Annotated in this window: 13 protein-coding genes; 4 read left to right on the forward strand and 9 right to left on the reverse strand. The window is 38.7% G+C overall.

Going from position 1 to position 15,719, the window contains the following annotated elements; translation table 11 throughout:
• Nucleotides 1–13 precede the first annotated feature (13 nt).
• The 5 genes from LDL79_RS06335 to LDL79_RS06355 all read right to left on the reverse strand — a co-directional run bounded on the left by LDL79_RS06335 (nt 14) and on the right by LDL79_RS06355 (nt 4,483).
• Nucleotides 14–2,077, reverse strand: a complete 2,064-nt coding sequence (locus tag LDL79_RS06335; RefSeq protein WP_225599586.1) for a M13 family metallopeptidase — start codon at nt 2,075–2,077, stop codon at nt 14–16.
• Nucleotides 2,078–2,110: 33 nt separating this feature from the next.
• A complete protein-coding gene (locus LDL79_RS06340) occupies nt 2,111–2,611 on the reverse strand; it encodes a nuclear transport factor 2 family protein (RefSeq protein WP_225599587.1) in 501 nt (166 codons plus the stop codon).
• 9 nt (nt 2,612–2,620) lie between these two features.
• Entirely contained in the window at nt 2,621–3,217 is a 597-nt protein-coding gene (locus LDL79_RS06345; RefSeq protein ID WP_225599588.1) for a hypothetical protein, read from the reverse strand.
• 80 nt (nt 3,218–3,297) lie between these two features.
• Nucleotides 3,298–3,741 carry a hypothetical protein gene (locus LDL79_RS06350; RefSeq protein ID WP_225599589.1) on the reverse strand — a complete coding sequence of 148 codons (444 nt, stop codon included), beginning with the start codon at nt 3,739–3,741 and terminating at the stop codon, nt 3,298–3,300.
• A 172-nt stretch (nt 3,742–3,913) separates the two neighbouring features.
• The gene (locus tag LDL79_RS06355) at nt 3,914–4,483 is read right to left on the reverse strand and encodes a hypothetical protein (protein WP_225599590.1); all 570 of its coding nucleotides are present in this window, start codon (nt 4,481–4,483) and stop codon (nt 3,914–3,916) included.
• A 206-nt stretch (nt 4,484–4,689) separates the two neighbouring features.
• Between LDL79_RS06355 and LDL79_RS06360 the strand changes: the two genes are divergently transcribed.
• From LDL79_RS06360 to LDL79_RS06370, 3 genes are all read left to right on the forward strand, one after another.
• Nucleotides 4,690–4,971, forward strand: a complete 282-nt coding sequence (locus tag LDL79_RS06360; protein WP_072980659.1) for a TIGR03643 family protein — start codon at nt 4,690–4,692, stop codon at nt 4,969–4,971.
• 370 nt (nt 4,972–5,341) lie between these two features.
• Nucleotides 5,342–8,464, forward strand: a complete 3,123-nt coding sequence (locus LDL79_RS06365; protein WP_072980661.1) for a SusC/RagA family TonB-linked outer membrane protein — start codon at nt 5,342–5,344, stop codon at nt 8,462–8,464.
• 13 nt (nt 8,465–8,477) lie between these two features.
• Nucleotides 8,478–9,941 carry a SusD/RagB family nutrient-binding outer membrane lipoprotein gene (locus LDL79_RS06370; protein WP_225599591.1) on the forward strand — a complete coding sequence of 488 codons (1,464 nt, stop codon included), beginning with the start codon at nt 8,478–8,480 and terminating at the stop codon, nt 9,939–9,941.
• Nucleotides 9,942–10,088: 147 nt separating this feature from the next.
• On the opposite strand, the gene LDL79_RS06375 is transcribed toward LDL79_RS06370, so the two are convergent.
• From LDL79_RS06375 to LDL79_RS06385, 3 genes are all read right to left on the reverse strand, one after another.
• Complete coding sequence (locus LDL79_RS06375) at nt 10,089–10,625, reverse strand: YcxB family protein (RefSeq protein ID WP_225599592.1); 537 nt, start codon at nt 10,623–10,625, stop codon at nt 10,089–10,091.
• Between the two features lie 136 nt (nt 10,626–10,761).
• Entirely contained in the window at nt 10,762–11,223 is a 462-nt protein-coding gene (locus LDL79_RS06380) for a hypothetical protein (RefSeq protein WP_225599593.1), read from the reverse strand.
• Nucleotides 11,224–11,420: 197 nt separating this feature from the next.
• Nucleotides 11,421–11,780: a toxin-antitoxin system YwqK family antitoxin gene (locus LDL79_RS06385; RefSeq protein WP_225599594.1), complete on the reverse strand. Its 360-nt coding sequence runs from the start codon at nt 11,778–11,780 to the stop codon at nt 11,421–11,423.
• Between the two features lie 277 nt (nt 11,781–12,057).
• On the opposite strand from LDL79_RS06385, the gene LDL79_RS06390 reads away from it, so the two are divergent.
• The gene (locus LDL79_RS06390) at nt 12,058–14,301 is read left to right on the forward strand and encodes an inorganic phosphate transporter (protein ID WP_072980669.1); all 2,244 of its coding nucleotides are present in this window, start codon (nt 12,058–12,060) and stop codon (nt 14,299–14,301) included.
• 55 nt (nt 14,302–14,356) lie between these two features.
• On the opposite strand, the gene LDL79_RS06395 is transcribed toward LDL79_RS06390, so the two are convergent.
• The gene (locus LDL79_RS06395; protein ID WP_225599595.1) at nt 14,357–15,709 is read right to left on the reverse strand and encodes an aryl-sulfate sulfotransferase; all 1,353 of its coding nucleotides are present in this window, start codon (nt 15,707–15,709) and stop codon (nt 14,357–14,359) included.
• Nucleotides 15,710–15,719: the final 10 nt, after the last annotated feature.

Here is a 15,719-nt window from a genome sequence, read left to right on the forward strand (position 1 = left end):
GATATGCATAGTATTACCAAATGCGTACGCGGTCTTCTTCCGGTACAAACATAGGATCACCTTCTTTGATATTGAAAGCTTCATAAAAAGCATCTATATTCTGAAGCGGTACGTATGCGCGATACATTCCCGGAGAATGTGGATCTGTTTTAATACGTGTACGTAGCGCGTCATCCCGCATTTTTGTACGCCAGATCGTCGCCCAGCTGATAAAGAAACGCTGTTCTGGAGTAAAACCGTCAATGTTCTCTGGTCTTCCGTTTTTCTCATAGAATTTTTGCAAACCAGTAAAAGCAGCTAGCAAACCGCCAAGATCACCAATATTCTCTCCTAAAGTGAACTTCCCGTTGATGTACAAGCTGTCTGCAACCTCGATATTGCTGTATTGCTCTGCTAAGGCTCCACTACGAGCAGTAAAGGCTTCAAGATCTGCATCAGACCACCAGTTCTTTAAGTTTCCGTCGCCGTCAAAACGCGCTCCACTATCATCAAAAGCATGTGATATCTCGTGCCCTATTACGGCTCCGATTCCACCGTAATTTACAGCTTCATCTGCTTGATAATTATAGAATGGAGGCTGTAAAATTGCTGCCGGAAAAACAATCTCATTAAATGAAGGATTGAAATACGCATTTACCGTTTGCGGCGACATACCCCATCTGGTCTTATCTACCGGCTCTTTATAGTCTGCATTATTCTTGTCAAGAGACCAGCTTCCGTAAGCCAGCATATTTTCAAAATAGCCTTGGTCTGCATCGATCTCAAGCGCAGAATAATCCTCCCATTTGTCAGGGTAACCTATTTTTACCGTGAACTTATCAAGCTTTTCAATGGCTTGCATCTTCGTTGAGTCAGTCATCCATTCAAGTGCATTGATGCGGTCTCTAAAGGCTTCCTTGATGTTTGCGATCATTGCCTCAGCTTTTTCTTTCGCCTCCGGCGGAAACACTTTATCTACATACAATTTACCCACAGCTTCTCCTAAAGTGCCATCTACAGTAGCCAACGCACGCTCGTCTGCAGGTTTTTGTTTTGGTGTTCCGTTAAGTGTTTTGCTATAGAATTCCCAATTAGCATATTCTAAGTCGGTTGTCAATTTATCTGACCACGAATTCAAAGTTGCCCAATGCATAAGTAGCTTTAAATCTTCTAAAGAAGTCTTTGTAAGTACATTTTGCAACGCACTCATATATTTAGGCTGAAGCACGATCACCGTATCTACTTCTTTAGCTAGCCCTTGATTTTCAAAAAAGGCTTCCCAGTTAACCGCCGGTGTGATTTTCTGTAACTCAGCAACGCTCTTTGGATTATTGAGGTTACGTGCGTCACGCTGTTCAACCTTGTCTAATTTAGGCTCGGCTAATTTTGTTTCTAACGCAAGAATGCGCTCTGCTTCTTCTTTTGCAGTAGCTGCATCATCACCCGCATATTCTAGTACCCAGCTGATGTATTCTTTGTACTGCTCGCGAATTTCTTTAGACTTCTCATCTTGCTCGATGTAGTAATCACGATCAGGCAATCCTAATCTTCCCGGAGCAATATACCCGGCATTCATCTTACTGTTTGAAAAATCTGAAAATACTCTGAAGTTAAAAAATGGAGTTCCTGTACCATTGCGCAATTGTCCTACACGCTGAATATCTGCCACCGAAGCTATAGATGCAATACTGTCTAATGCAGGCTGAAGCGGTTGAAGTCCGGCTTCATTACGTGCAACCGTGTCTAACTCACTTTCATAAAGGGCAAGTGCTTTGGCCTGATCTGAGTCTGCGGCATACGTGTTGCTTTTACGCGCATCATTAATGATGGTTAAAACATCCTCACGTGTTGTTTTACGCAATACACTAAAGCCTCCCCACACCGATTCTTCTTCAGGAATCTCTGTGGCTTTCATCCAATTTCCGTTTACAAAATTGTAAAAGTCATCTTGCGGCTTCACTAAAGTATCCATATTAGCCATATCGAGCGCCGGTATTTTGGCTTCGGCTACAGCATCAGTTTTTGACTCTTGTTTACAAGCGGTCAAACTTAAAATCCCGAGAGAAACCGGGACGATCATTTTAAACATTGAATTCATATAATAGTATAAAAATAAAGGGGTTATGTAATTTTAATTTGCCCGAAACACTTTAATCAAAGCATCATCGTGCGTTTTTTTAAGCTGGGTGAGTTCGTCAACATTTTCATTAGGAACAGCAATAGACAGCACATAATGCTGTACTTTCCATTCTTTACCGTCCAAAAGCATCACTCCTGAACCGCGGCAAATTCCCATTTGCGTATCAAGTAATTCATCAAACCAAGCCATCTTGGCCTTTTTAGGATGATAAATGGTGCGCTCCAGTGTACTGAAACTCCACGCCTTTCCACGATCAAAGTAGGGTTTTGAAAATGCTTTAAACTGATCTAACTGCCAGTTTTCTTCGGCGTCTGTACCAATAAAAACAGCATCGTCAGTCATCAAGTCAAAATAGGCATCAAAATCTGCATCTGCCGCAGCTTTATGCCAAGCCTCAAGCTGGGTGTTGATGGCCATTTCTATTTTGTCTTGTTTTTGGGCGGTAAGACTTATCGTGCTTAAAAGCAAAAGTCCTAGAAAGAGATGTTTCATAAGAAATTTTTAATTAACAGGAACGCGGTTTGCGCGCAACAAGCTGTCGTTGCGCACTTGCGTAGAGTCGCGTACCGCAGAAAGTGAATCAGCCTCAACCTCATATTGCTCCAGAAGTTCTTCAATAGACTTTTGAAATTTAAGATTGATCTGCAGTTTAAGGTTTTGAAATGCGTTGTACAGTTCAGTTGCTTCTTTGTAATAAGAGACGGTGTCCACCTCGAGTTTTGAAGCTTCTTGAATGGTGGTATTCATCTTTGTAAAAAGCACCGTAAGTCTGGAGCGCATTGCATTATTTACAAGACTGTCATTTACCTTAGATTGAGCCAAACTTGCGGTACTGATCCAATCTTCGCCATTCACTCTTAAATACTGAATTCTAACCGTATCAAGAGCAGCTATATGTGCCTGAAGTTCTGGAAAACTTTCCCAACCTTCAATTGCCTTTACCGCAGCAGGAGTAAGTGCAATATTACCTTTTTTATTTTCATCAAAGTTGACTTGTAGCGTATCTGTTGCATTGCGAGGATTTACAGTAGCTTTCTTTTCTTCTTTACAAGAAAAAAGCATCAATACAAGCAGTAGTGCGGTAGCGTAAAACTTCATAGTTTCAAATGTACACAAAGGTACGCACAAAAAAAGCTCCCTGTTTAGGGAGCTTACTTATTTATTCTTCTTTTTCACAATTATAAGGTGCGGTTGAGTTCTTTATTTAGCGTATCAAAAGCTTGAACGATCGTCTCGATATGATTTTGAACAATACGCTCCCGCATTTCGTTGCGGTTGACTTCTGTATAGAACTGATTAATTCTAGTATCTACTTTTTCAACGCGATTTTTGATCTCTGGAGTTTCAATAGCATCCGGGATTTGTAAGATCATTGCGTTGCAATTATTAGCCATCTTATCCATAAAATCTATTGCGTTGAGCGCATTAGTATTTTCGATCATAGCAATATTGCGTTTAAGTGCCCAATAGCCATCCCAGTCTTTAATGATTTCTTTGACATTAGGTTCTAATTCTTCTACATGAGCTTTGATCGCAAAATCTTGCGTTGTGGAAGAAGCGCCTTTTTTACAGGACACGCACAGCACCACACAAAGTAGTATTTGAAGCAGGTAATATTTCATTGCATTGGGGATTAACATTGCAAATTTATGACAGTCAATCGCTTATATAAAGTTGCGCAGCTTAAAGTATTGCTAAAACTTTATTGAATTTGCGGCAATGCTACTAAAAAATTAACAAATACAAAAAAAGGCCTCCTATTTAGAGGCCTTCTTTATTAAATTTTCTATCGTATTACGATGCTTTTTTAGTCATCGTTTCTTTCAACTCTTCGTTAAGATCTTGATACGCTTCAACAAGTTCTTCTACTTGATTATCAATTTTTGAGGTTTCAACACCCGGTTGCTCTACAACGCGTCTCAAATCTGCCACTTCTTCTCTGATATCCTTAATATCCTCCTGAACCTCTTCGGTTAATAGGCTAGCAGGTATGGTACTTTCAAGAGCTGTGGTTTCATTTTCTAATTGTGTGATATAGTCTGTAATTTCTTCTTCTGGCACTTCTTTAAGTTCAAGTTTACCTAAGCTTCCAGAGAACGTCTGATATTCTAACCAGCCGTCAAAATCAAGCTTTTTGTCAGCGTCAGCTTCAACACCTTCCCAGTCTATCTCGTAGTTTTCAGGCATGGTAGGTTTTTTTGGCGTAACTACAGCATCTGCGTAACGCGCCTTTTCAGGAGCTGTGCTATCTACAGCCTGCACCTCTTGGTTTTCTTCAACTTGTGCTTCTTTATCCTTATCTGTTTTACAGCTTGCAAGTGATGCGATCAACAAAGCACTCACTGCGATTTTTATTGTTTTCATAAGTAGTTGTCATTTAATTGAAGAACAAATTTAGCAGCGAAAAGCATTCGTTTATAAAGCGATACGATAAATTATACTTAAACTTTTGGTTTGATTTTAACGTGCTACGGCTCTATTGTTAAACCGAAATAGCAGAACGTTAATTTTATTAGAAACCGCTTGACATTAGAAAGTGATTCGTTTAAATTATCCTAAAAACTATTGTTATGAGTACCGAAAACTTATCAGATAGAGAATTAGATAGAATCATTGAAATGGCGTGGGAAGATCGCACTACCTTTGATGCTATTGAATTTCAGTTTGGTTTAAAAGAACAAGAGGTGATAGAACTTATGCGTCGTGAAATGAAACCTTCTAGTTTTAGAATGTGGCGCGCTCGAGTACAAGGTAGAGCTACCAAGCACGCGGCCAAAAGAACATTTGAAAAAGGCACTTTTAAAAGCTCCCGACAAAAGCAGATCACCCACAATAAAATTAGCAAACGATAATCTATTCCTGTCACTGTAGATATTAGATTTCCGGACAAATCTACTAGAAATATATTTTCTGAAAAATGCTTCTAAACGCGCCAAAGGCTAATTTCCTGCAACAATATTTTTAAAAGACTGTCATTTATTGACGGTTTTTTAGTTTTTTGGCTAATAATTCTCAGCAATTAGAATCTTATTACAACGATATCGTATTAATTAGTGTTAAAATCCTTAACTAATAAATACGATAGTATAACAATGGGTTAACATTTACATAACAGAGGCGATTTAGTACCGCTATTTTCGAAAACGTCGAATTGGTCGATTCGATTTGGTAAAAAAGTAAAACGTTTTGCCACCGAAAATTTCTATTAACTAAATCACTAACATGAAAATCAAAACAAAAGGATTTCTAATGCTCTTTTTTGCATTAGTTGTACAGATGGCCCTTGCGCAAACGCAAACAATCACAGGTACCGTAGTTGACGATACCGGATTGCCTTTACCGGGTGCATCTGTGGTTATTAAAGGTACAAGCACAGGTACCTCAACCGACTTTGACGGAAATTTTAGCCTTAACGCGTCTACCGGAGATATACTTGTAGTAAGCTTTATGGGTTTTAATGATCAAGAAATACCCGTTACAGAAGAGACAACATATTCTATAAGCCTGAAATCAGGAGAAAGCCTTGATGAGGTCGTTGTTACAGCAAATGGGATTAAACGTGAGAAAAAGAGTCTTGGTTATTCACAACAATCTATAGATGGTTCTTCTGTAGTTCAAGCAAAAGATACTGATATCAACAGCGCTCTTGCAGGAAAGATCGCAGGGGTTCAGCTCATTGGTTCACCAAGTTCTACTTTTGACAATGCTTTAATACGATTAAGAGGAGAAACTGGAGTACTTTATGTAGTGGATGGTGTAAAAATCTATTCGGTTTCTGATATCAACATGGAAGATGTAGCCGACATCTCTGTTCTTAAAGGTGTTGCCGGTACAGCTCTTTATGGTACAGAAGCGCGTAACGGTGCTGTTATCATCACCACAAAATCAGCTAAAAACGGAGAAACGAGAATCTCTATTGACGAAGCAGTTTCTATGTCTTCTCTTTATCTGTTGCCGGAATATCAAAATCAGTACGGTGGTGGGTACTCTCAAGAGTTTTCAACTTTTGAAGGTCAATTAACCCCTAACTATTCTGCAGATGAATCTTGGGGTCCTGAACTTGATGGAACCCTTGTAAGACATTGGGATAGTTGGATTCCTAATTCTGACACCTACGGCGAACTAAGACCTTGGTCTGCAAATCCTGATAACGTAAGAGACTTTTATGAAACAGCAACTACTAACAACCTTACGTTCTCTTTACTAAAAGGAGGAGACGATTATAATATTAAAACTACGATCAACAATCTTAAGACGTCGTTGATCACTCCAAACACAAACAGAGAGCAGACTACAGTTTCTTTTAAAGGATCTTATAATGTAGCTCCTAAATTAAAATTCAACGGAAACTTTAACTATCAGTATCGATTAACAGACAATTTCCCTGTACAAGGTTATGGTAGTATCGGTTCTAACTTCAACCAGTGGTGGCAACGTCAATTAGACATTAACCGTCTAAAAAATTACAGACAAAACGGGCAAGTTTATTCTTGGAATATGAAGTCTGCTTCAGATCCAACACCACTATACTGGAACTCTCCTTATTTTGATGTTTATGAAAACACCAATTCTCAAATCAAAAATGCAGTGTATGGTAGTATTGGTTTAGAATATGAATATGACGAGCACTTGAGCGGTCTTGTAGATCTTCGTCGCACATTTAACAGCTATGAGTATGAAAGCAAAACAGGTTGGTACGGTTTAAGTCAGCCAGGCTATTCTGAAAATACGACGACGAATGAGTTTAACGAATTGTACACACAAATCAACTATGAGAACAAATTTGGCGCTTTTGATGTAGTGGCAAACGTAGGTGCACAATGGAATCAAAGAAAATATTCTTACATAGGCGCCAACACCACAGGTGGACTGCAAATTCCAGATTATTACAGCATCAGAACTTCGGTTGGAAACATTAATTATTCGAGAGATCACTCTTCAGAAAAGAACTATTCAATGTTTGCTACTGCTTCCATTGGTTATGAAAACTATTTGTATTTAGACGGTTCTTACAGAAAAGAGTGGAGCTCTACTGCAGATGTAAATGACAACAGTGTAGATACCTACGGGGTTTCAGGAAGTTTCATTTTTACTAATGTTCTTGAGAACAATGACGTATTAAGCTTCGGTAAACTTCGTGCCGGTCTGGCGCAAGCTCCATCATTTCCGGGAGTATACGCCTTAAACAACACCTACTCTATTCAGAATTCATACGAAGACAAGCTAAGCATCTCTACCCCAAACACATTAGCTAACCTTACGCTTAAAGGAGGAATTCGTGAAGAAAAAGAATTAGGTACAGAGCTTCGTTTCTTTGGAAACCGCATAGGCCTTGACTTTACGTATTTCGCTCGTAAAGACAGTGAGCTTCCTTCATCATTGACCATTAATGGTGCAACAGGATATACTGCAACTACCGGAAACGAGTCAATCACTAAAACTAACGGTTGGGAATTAGGGATTACCGCAACGCCGTTTGACGGCCCTGATTTTAGATGGAATATGGCTTTTAACATCGCCAACTATAATAAGAAGGTGGTGAAGATCAATGATCTTACAGATCAGACCTTATTAGCTAGCGTTTGGAGAGGTTATTTATACGCAGATGAAGGTGACGATTGGGGTAATATTTATGGTTACAAATGGCAGCGTGATGAAGATGGCAACATTCTTTTAAACGAAGCAGGAACCCCACAATACACCAATGCTATCGAGAAGATCGCAAACATTCAGCCTGATTTCACGGGTGGTTTCAACAACCAGATGTCGTACAAGAACTTTGATTTAAACTTCTCTTTTGACTTTCAAAAAGGTGGAAAATTCTATTCGGTTACAAAAATGTTTAACGCGAGTTCAGGGGTAGGTATTCAGACCGTAGGTACTAACGACTTAGGTAACCCAATACGTGATGTCGTAATTGATGCCAGCGGAAACGAAGTGACTTCTGTAAATGTAAACAACGCACAAAGCTCTTCTGGAGGTATTCGTGTAGATGGTGCTGATGCTACTACAGGCGAACTCGTTTCATACTATGTAAATCCTAGAACGTACTTCGGAAATCTTTATGGTGTTGTTGAAGAGTGGCTGTATGATGCTTCATACATCAAACTAAGACAAGCTTCTTTAGGCTATAATTTCCCAAAATCTATGATCGAGAACCTTCCTTTTGAAAATGTGAAAGTAAGTGTTTACGCAAACAACCTTTGGCTTATTTATTCTAGCGTAAAAGGAATTGACCCTTCTGAAATTGAAGATTATTATTCTAGTGGAAACGCCCGTTGGGTAGAAGCAGGACAAAATCCAAGTCAAAGAACCTTTGGTATGGATATTAAACTAACCTTCTAGAAACAAAATTATTATGAAGAACTATATATTAAAACTTACGTTGTTATCAATTCTGTTATTTGAAGTCTCTTCTTGTGACACTGTTGATTTTAACGACACCAATATTGATCCAGATGCTACTACAGCTGCAATTAGTAGTGGTCTCTTAACCTATGCCGAATCGCAAATAGGTTCTGCAGTTACCGCAGAGACAGGTAATTTATATGTACAATACATTTCAAACATTACCTATACCGAAGGTTCACGTTATGGTACAAGAAACTGGGATATTGACTACCTCTACTATGGCCCATTAATAAACTTGCAAACCATTATTGATCTTAACAGCGATGAAGAAACCGCATTAACTCAAGTTGCCTACGGTTTTAACGATAATCAGATCGCTGTAGCCAAATTACTTAAAGCGTATTTCTACCAGTTTGCAACAGACCGCTGGGGAATGCTTCCATATTCTGAAGCGCTACAAGGTTTAGACAACACCACTCCGGTATTTGACTCTCAAGAAGAGATTTATCTTTCTCTTTTTGATGAGATTGATGATGCCCTTGCCCTGATCAATACCTCAGAAGCAGGACCTACCGGTGACTTGATTTTTGACGGAGATATGACCCGATGGATTCAGTTTGCAAATACCTTAAAGCTGAGTATGGCTTTACGTCTCTCTAACGTATACCCTGGAGCAAGCGGTGTAGCAGCTACTAAATTTCAAGAAGCGATGAGCGGCGCTATCTCTTCTAATTCTGAAAATCTACTTTATCCTTTTATTGCAGATCAGTCGTATGATAACCCTTGGGAAGATCGTTTTGAAACTCGTGAGGATTATGCAGTAAGTGACGTTTTTGTAAACCGCTTATTAGCTGATGACGACAGCAGAATCGACGTTTACGCAGAATATACAAGAAGTTCTGTAGTCGCAGGAGACCCGCAATATATTGGAATGCCTTATGGTTTGACCACATCAAGCTATGCGGCTAGCGATGTTTCTTTTATCACAAGCGATATTATTTATGATCAAACGGCTCCCGGAGTGATCTATAGCTATGCTCAAGTACTTTTCTCTTATGCCGAAGCTGCAAAGTTAGGTTGGATTAGCGGCAGCGCAAGCGATTATTATGAGGCAGCAATTACCGCATCTTACGAGCAATGGGGCGCAGCAGATGCAGATGCCTATATCGCCACGGTACCTTTAAGCACTAACGATGCAACAGCAATGCAGCAAATTGCAGAAGAAAAATGGAAAGCGTTATTCTTACAAGGCTATGAGGCTTGGGCAGAATGGAGAAGATTAGGATATCCTGAGCTTACCCCGGCTGCAGAGCCCTTAAATGGAAGCGATATTCCTGTGCGCCACGGTTATGACTTAGATTGGTCACAATCAAACTCAGCGAATTATGAAGCCGCAGTAAGTACACAAGGAGAAGACAATTTAGGCACAAACCTTTGGTGGGATGCGCCACACCCTATAACTAACCAGTAATTATCTAGTTATTTTGTTTTGGTCAAGGGGATGCTCTTTATGGAGCATCCCCTTTTTTTGTTGTTAGCCTTTTAAGGCCTTATCTATGGTTTTGCTGTATGAAAATCAGAAGCAATGAACTAAAGCCGGTGTTGGCAGTAGTACTTTTCATTTCCATTTCCAATTCAGTTCATCAACGTATTCCGCTCCTAATTCAGTTACTCGCTTTTTAAATTCCGATTGATTTTCAATTGAGTGTTTTGGGACAATCAGAGACAAGTCAGTTTGTAACTTAATAAAGAAATGGTCTTTAGTTTCTATCAGTTCTTTTAGTTCAGTTCCTTTTATTCTGCTTTCGGATGTGAAATCTTTAGCATTCAAAGAATTTTCATCAAAGTCAATTTCAACAGATTTGTTTATTCGATTTTTATAATTTTCTTCAACATGCTTTCTAAAATGGTTCTTATATCTCCATTTAGAATATAACGGATAGAATAGGAACCATAAAATTCCAAATACAGCGAATCCAATTCCAATTCCTAATTTTCCGCTCTGATTTGCGAAAAAAAATCCGAGTACCAAATAAAGTATCGGAATAATTATTCGAGAACGAAATCGCCTTTTTCTATGTAATTCAGATTTTGAAGATGTATAGAGTTGATGCTCTAAAAAATCCGAGTTTGTAAGTTGATAGTTTATGTTCATTTTGTTAAAGGTTTGTCTATGATTTCGTTGCGGAAGCATCCGCACGACATTTCTGCCAAACTTAAAGATAGTAAAGTGGCCAAATAAAATTTGGGGATTACTACAGCAATGAATTATAGTTGGTGTTGTATAAAGGTTATTTTTTTAACCATATTTTTATTGATGGTTCAGTTACAGGTATTTCCATATAAAAAATGTCATCTTTTATCCAATATGGCAATTCAAGAATATCTTTCTCATTCAAGAAATTATTTTTAGATGTAAGAATTAAATTTTTTTCAACATCAATTTTATAATCAAGCTCAAGTTTCATGACAATTAAATTCTGAATGTACTTACCATTTTCCGAAAAGGTATGAGTTTGTTTGAAGTAAATTTGATTTGCTGTTTTTTTGAGTTGATTTATTTTCAAAGAATCATTTGCGATATATTCGAACTCATCATATAAAGAAATTGAGTCAGTTTCAACATTCATATAAAATTCACCGTTGTCAATTGCAAAAGGTTTCCAATGGCCATGAATCCGAGTGTCTTGGGAGAAAATATTTGAGGTAATAAATAGTATTAAAGTAAAGAATAAATTATATTTTAATTTCATTTTTAATTTCAACTTGTTTACAACTTCTATTAACTAGAATACCAATTTACAGAAAAGCATTTAGATTCATAATAGACGCTCTAAACCATAGAATATTTAAGTGCAGCATCCTCAGACGGTTTAAAGCAAAAAAAAGTCCGCTGAACATTCAGCGGACTTATAATTTTTAAGACCTTGTTTTTAATAAAAAGCTAGGTTTACTCATTGCTCACTACACGCTCACCCTCAATTTTCCAAGTGTTAACGCTGGTAATTTGAGACTGGCTATAGTCTACTTCTCTTAAGGTGTCGTCATTCCAGAAAAACCATTTTCCGGTTTTCTCGCCATTTTCATAGTTAGCTACTGCAGTTTTAATTCCGCTTTTATCGTAGCTGATCCATTCACCTTGAAGCTTTCCATCTGCTGTGTAGTAACCCTTTTGACTAACCTGCCCATTATCGTGAAACAAAGTTGCTTTAATTAAATTACCTTCTTTAACATAAATGTTCTTCTTTTCCTGTGCTGAAGCAAAACTTACAGCTCCTAAAAAGGCAACGGCAACTAGTAACTTTTTCATAATAAACAGTATTTGGGTTAAACTTTACTTTACAAATATATAACATTAGTAAACATAAAGAAACATTTACGTAACATTGAGTTAACATTAAAAATATAAAACACTGATTTATAAATATTTGATATTATTTTTTAACTTAAAATACACGCTTTCCCCCACTGTTTAAACGCTTTTCAAGCCTAGAATATGCATTTTGTTACCGTACTTATAACCTTCGCGTAACATTCAACTTTAAAATAAATATCAAATTTGCACATTTAAAAGACAGACCCTTTTTATGGATAATATATACTTGATTATGCTTATCGCTTTGGCCATTTTAGCCATTGCAGATTTAGTAGTGGGAGTGAGTAATGATGCGGTTAACTTCTTGAATTCAGCGATTGGTTCAAAAGCGGTGAGTTTTAAGACCATTATGATCGTTGCCAGTATTGGTATTGCTTTTGGAGCGCTCTCTTCTAGCGGGATGATGGAGGTTGCTCGTAAAGGTATCTTCGTTCCTGAGAAATTTTATTTTGATGAAATCATGGTCATTTTCATGGCCGTTATGATTACTGATATTTTATTGCTGGATTTCTTCAACACACTGGGATTGCCTACTTCAACTACGGTATCTATTGTATTTGAACTTTTAGGCGCGGCTTTCTGTATGACATTCATTAAGCTTTCTGGAAACTCAGACACGTTATTACATCTTGGGGAATACATCAACTCAGACAAAGCTATAGAGATCATTGTGGGTATTCTGCTCTCGGTCGCCATTGCCTTTACGGTGGGTGCTTTAGTCCAGTTTATTACCCGTTTGCTCTTAACCTTCAACTTCGCTAAGCGTCCTACTTGGAATGCTGCGGCATTTAGCGGAATTGCTACTGCAGCGATCAGCTACTTCATTATCATCAAAGGTTTAAAAAGTGCCGATTTTGTTCAGGGAGCTTTCTTAGATTGGGCTAATGCTAACGTATGGCCTTTCATTGGTTTAAGTTTTATTGTTTGGTTCCTTATTTCATATATCCTGATCAAAGCTTTTAAGCTCAATGTCTATGTGATGGTTATCATCTTTGGTACGTTTGCCCTCGCGATGGCTTTCGCCGGAAATGACCTCGTAAACTTCATCGGTGTACCTATGGCAGCCTACAACTCGTATGAGATTTGGCTGGCAAGTGGTGAACCTGCTACTAGTTTCACTATGGAATCTCTGGCAGAAAAAGTACCTACTCAACCCTTGTTACTTTTAGGAGCCGGTTTAGTAATGATCTTAACCTTATGGTTTTCTAAAAAAGCCCGTCGTGTTGTAAAAACGTCGGTAGACTTATCCCGTCAGGACGAAGGCCAAGAACGTTTTAAAGCCAATGCCGGTTCTCGTGCCTTGGTGCGTGGCGCTATGAAACTCAATGCGGGAATTATGTCAATTTTGCCCGATTCTGCTAAGCAAATGATGGAAAAACGCTTTGCGAAACCTAAGGTTACTTCGCGCGTAGCTACTATTGATATGCCAGCTTTTGACCTGGTTCGCGCTTCGGTAAACTTAATGATCGCCAGTGTACTTATTTCGGTGGCGACTTCGCTTAAACTTCCACTTTCTACAACTTATGTAACCTTTATGGTCGCTATGGGTAGTTCGCTTGCAGACCGTGCTTGGGGAAGTGAAAGCGCCGTATATCGTGTTGCCGGAGTACTTAATGTCATTGGAGGTTGGTTTATGACGGCTCTTAGCGCATTTACAGCCGCTGCTATAATGGCTTTTCTTCTATACAAAGGTGGAAGCATTGCACTGTTCTTATTGTTTGCTGCTGCGATCGCAATTTTGGTGCGTAACTATATGAACCACAAAAAACGCTCTGAAGCCGAGGCTGAAGAGGGCCGCTTAATGCGCGCTGTGAGTAATTCTATCCAAGGAATTATCAATGAAAGTACAACCAATGTTGCTTCAGCATTCAGACGCGGAAGCAAGGTTTATGTTGGTACGATTGAAGGTTTGGCTAAAGTAGATCTAGGCAAACTCAAAAAAAGTAAAAAAGGGATTGCAAAACTCAATAATGAGGTTGAAGAACTTCGTAACAGCTTGTATTATTTCATCAAAAATCTAGATGAAACACACGTTCAAGCCAGTCGCTTTTACATTGATGTTTTAGGGTATTTACAAGATGTAACCCAGTCTATAGACTTTGTTACCACCTCAAGCTACAATCACCTCAACAACAACCACAAAGGGTTAAAGTTCACACAGCTTAAGGATCTAAAAGAAATTGAGGACAAACTAGATAAATTGTTTTCAAAAATTGAAGACACCTTCAATGCTAAAAACTTTGACGACCTGGTGGCTATTTTAGAGGAAAAACAAAATCTTCTTGATAGCGTTTCACAAAAGATCGAAAAACAAGTAGAGCGCACCCGTAGTGCTGATTCCAGTCCAAAAAATACCATGCTTTATTTTAGTATTCTTCAAGAAACTGAAGATCTGATCAAAGCAACTATGAATCTGCTCGAGCATTATTACATAGAGCACAAAAAGCATATGTAGAAACATTCATATACTAGCAAAGCCCGAAGTTTTAAAGCTTCGGGCTTTGTATTTATTATAGGTCGAAAGGATCTAAGACAGTATCATCATTATCATAGGCATAAGCGCGCCACGTGAATCCCGTGCCTTTATACTTCCAAGCGATTTCCTGGTTCTCGGTAACTTCCCAACAGCCATAATTTCCTTCAGTAATTAAGGTATTTCCGTTTGACAATCTATAAGCTCCTGAAACTCGGGGTGCAAACAGATCAGGGTCTGTAAAACTCCATACTTCTTCTAATTCATTATCAGTATCAGGTTGCATTACAAACGCGTCAGGTAATGCCAATTCATAAACCACAGATTGCGTAACACCACCCAGGCCACCATTGGCATAGATCAATATATGCTCTGTATTTGCTATTTTATTGATCCCGTGATTATAAAAGAACATTCGTGTTCCTTGTGAATTATTATAAGTCTCAGGATTCCCAAACCTGTACACGAGGTCACCTCCCTTGTTTCTGTTACCGCCGGTATTGAGAGCAGCCTCTTCGGTGGTTGTGCTGTGATCAAGCACCCATACTTCGCTGTAAAAATTCACGCTTATATAGATCAGATCGTTCTGAGCATCATACTCAATTCCGTTAGCGTGCATGATATCGCCGTTGTAACTGCCGTCACGAAGCGCGTCCCGGTAATTGAGATCAATACGCTGAGGGTTTTCAGAAATCAACCCATAGTTAGACTTGGTTACATCGTCTTCTTGTATGGTATGATCCCACGAACTCCACTGCCACACAATCTCGTTGGTTGCCGGATTAACTTCTATGAGCTTTTCAGCATAAATCACTTCATCATCATAAGCATATCCAAAGGTCTCACGCGCTTCATCATTCAGCTTACCTTCCCAGACCAATAAGAGAATATTTCCGTTAGGTAATTGCTCTACATCGTGATGCCCTAATTCAAATGTGGTATTGATCTCGTATTCCCACTTTACTGTATTATCTGGAGCCACCAACTGTACTAAACCTCCAAATCCACCAAAACTGAACGCTACATCTTCGGCAATCAGGCTTACCAATAAATCTGAATTTTCAAGGAGCTCTGCATCATTACCTATCCCCTGCTCAAGTTCCCATTCGTGACGTATTTCGGCTTTGTCTTTACTGATCATATACACCCTATTAAATCCCACATCATTGACTAAAACATAGCCTTCGCTTATAAGGTTCTCATCATAGAATTCGATCTCACCGGCAACCTCATAAGTTTCTTCAGGTTCTTCTGGAGTTTCGGGATTTTCTTCAGGATTTTCTACCGGTGTCTCTTGATCAGTCTCTTCCTCCTCGATAAAACCCGGTTCATTATCTGAACAACCAAAACAAATGAAGAGTAAGCATGCAAAAAGAATTGAGGGTTTCATAGGCTGTAAA

The sequence above is a fragment of the Leeuwenhoekiella palythoae genome (assembly GCF_020310025.1).
In the GTDB taxonomy this organism is placed as follows: domain Bacteria; phylum Bacteroidota; class Bacteroidia; order Flavobacteriales; family Flavobacteriaceae; genus Leeuwenhoekiella; species Leeuwenhoekiella palythoae.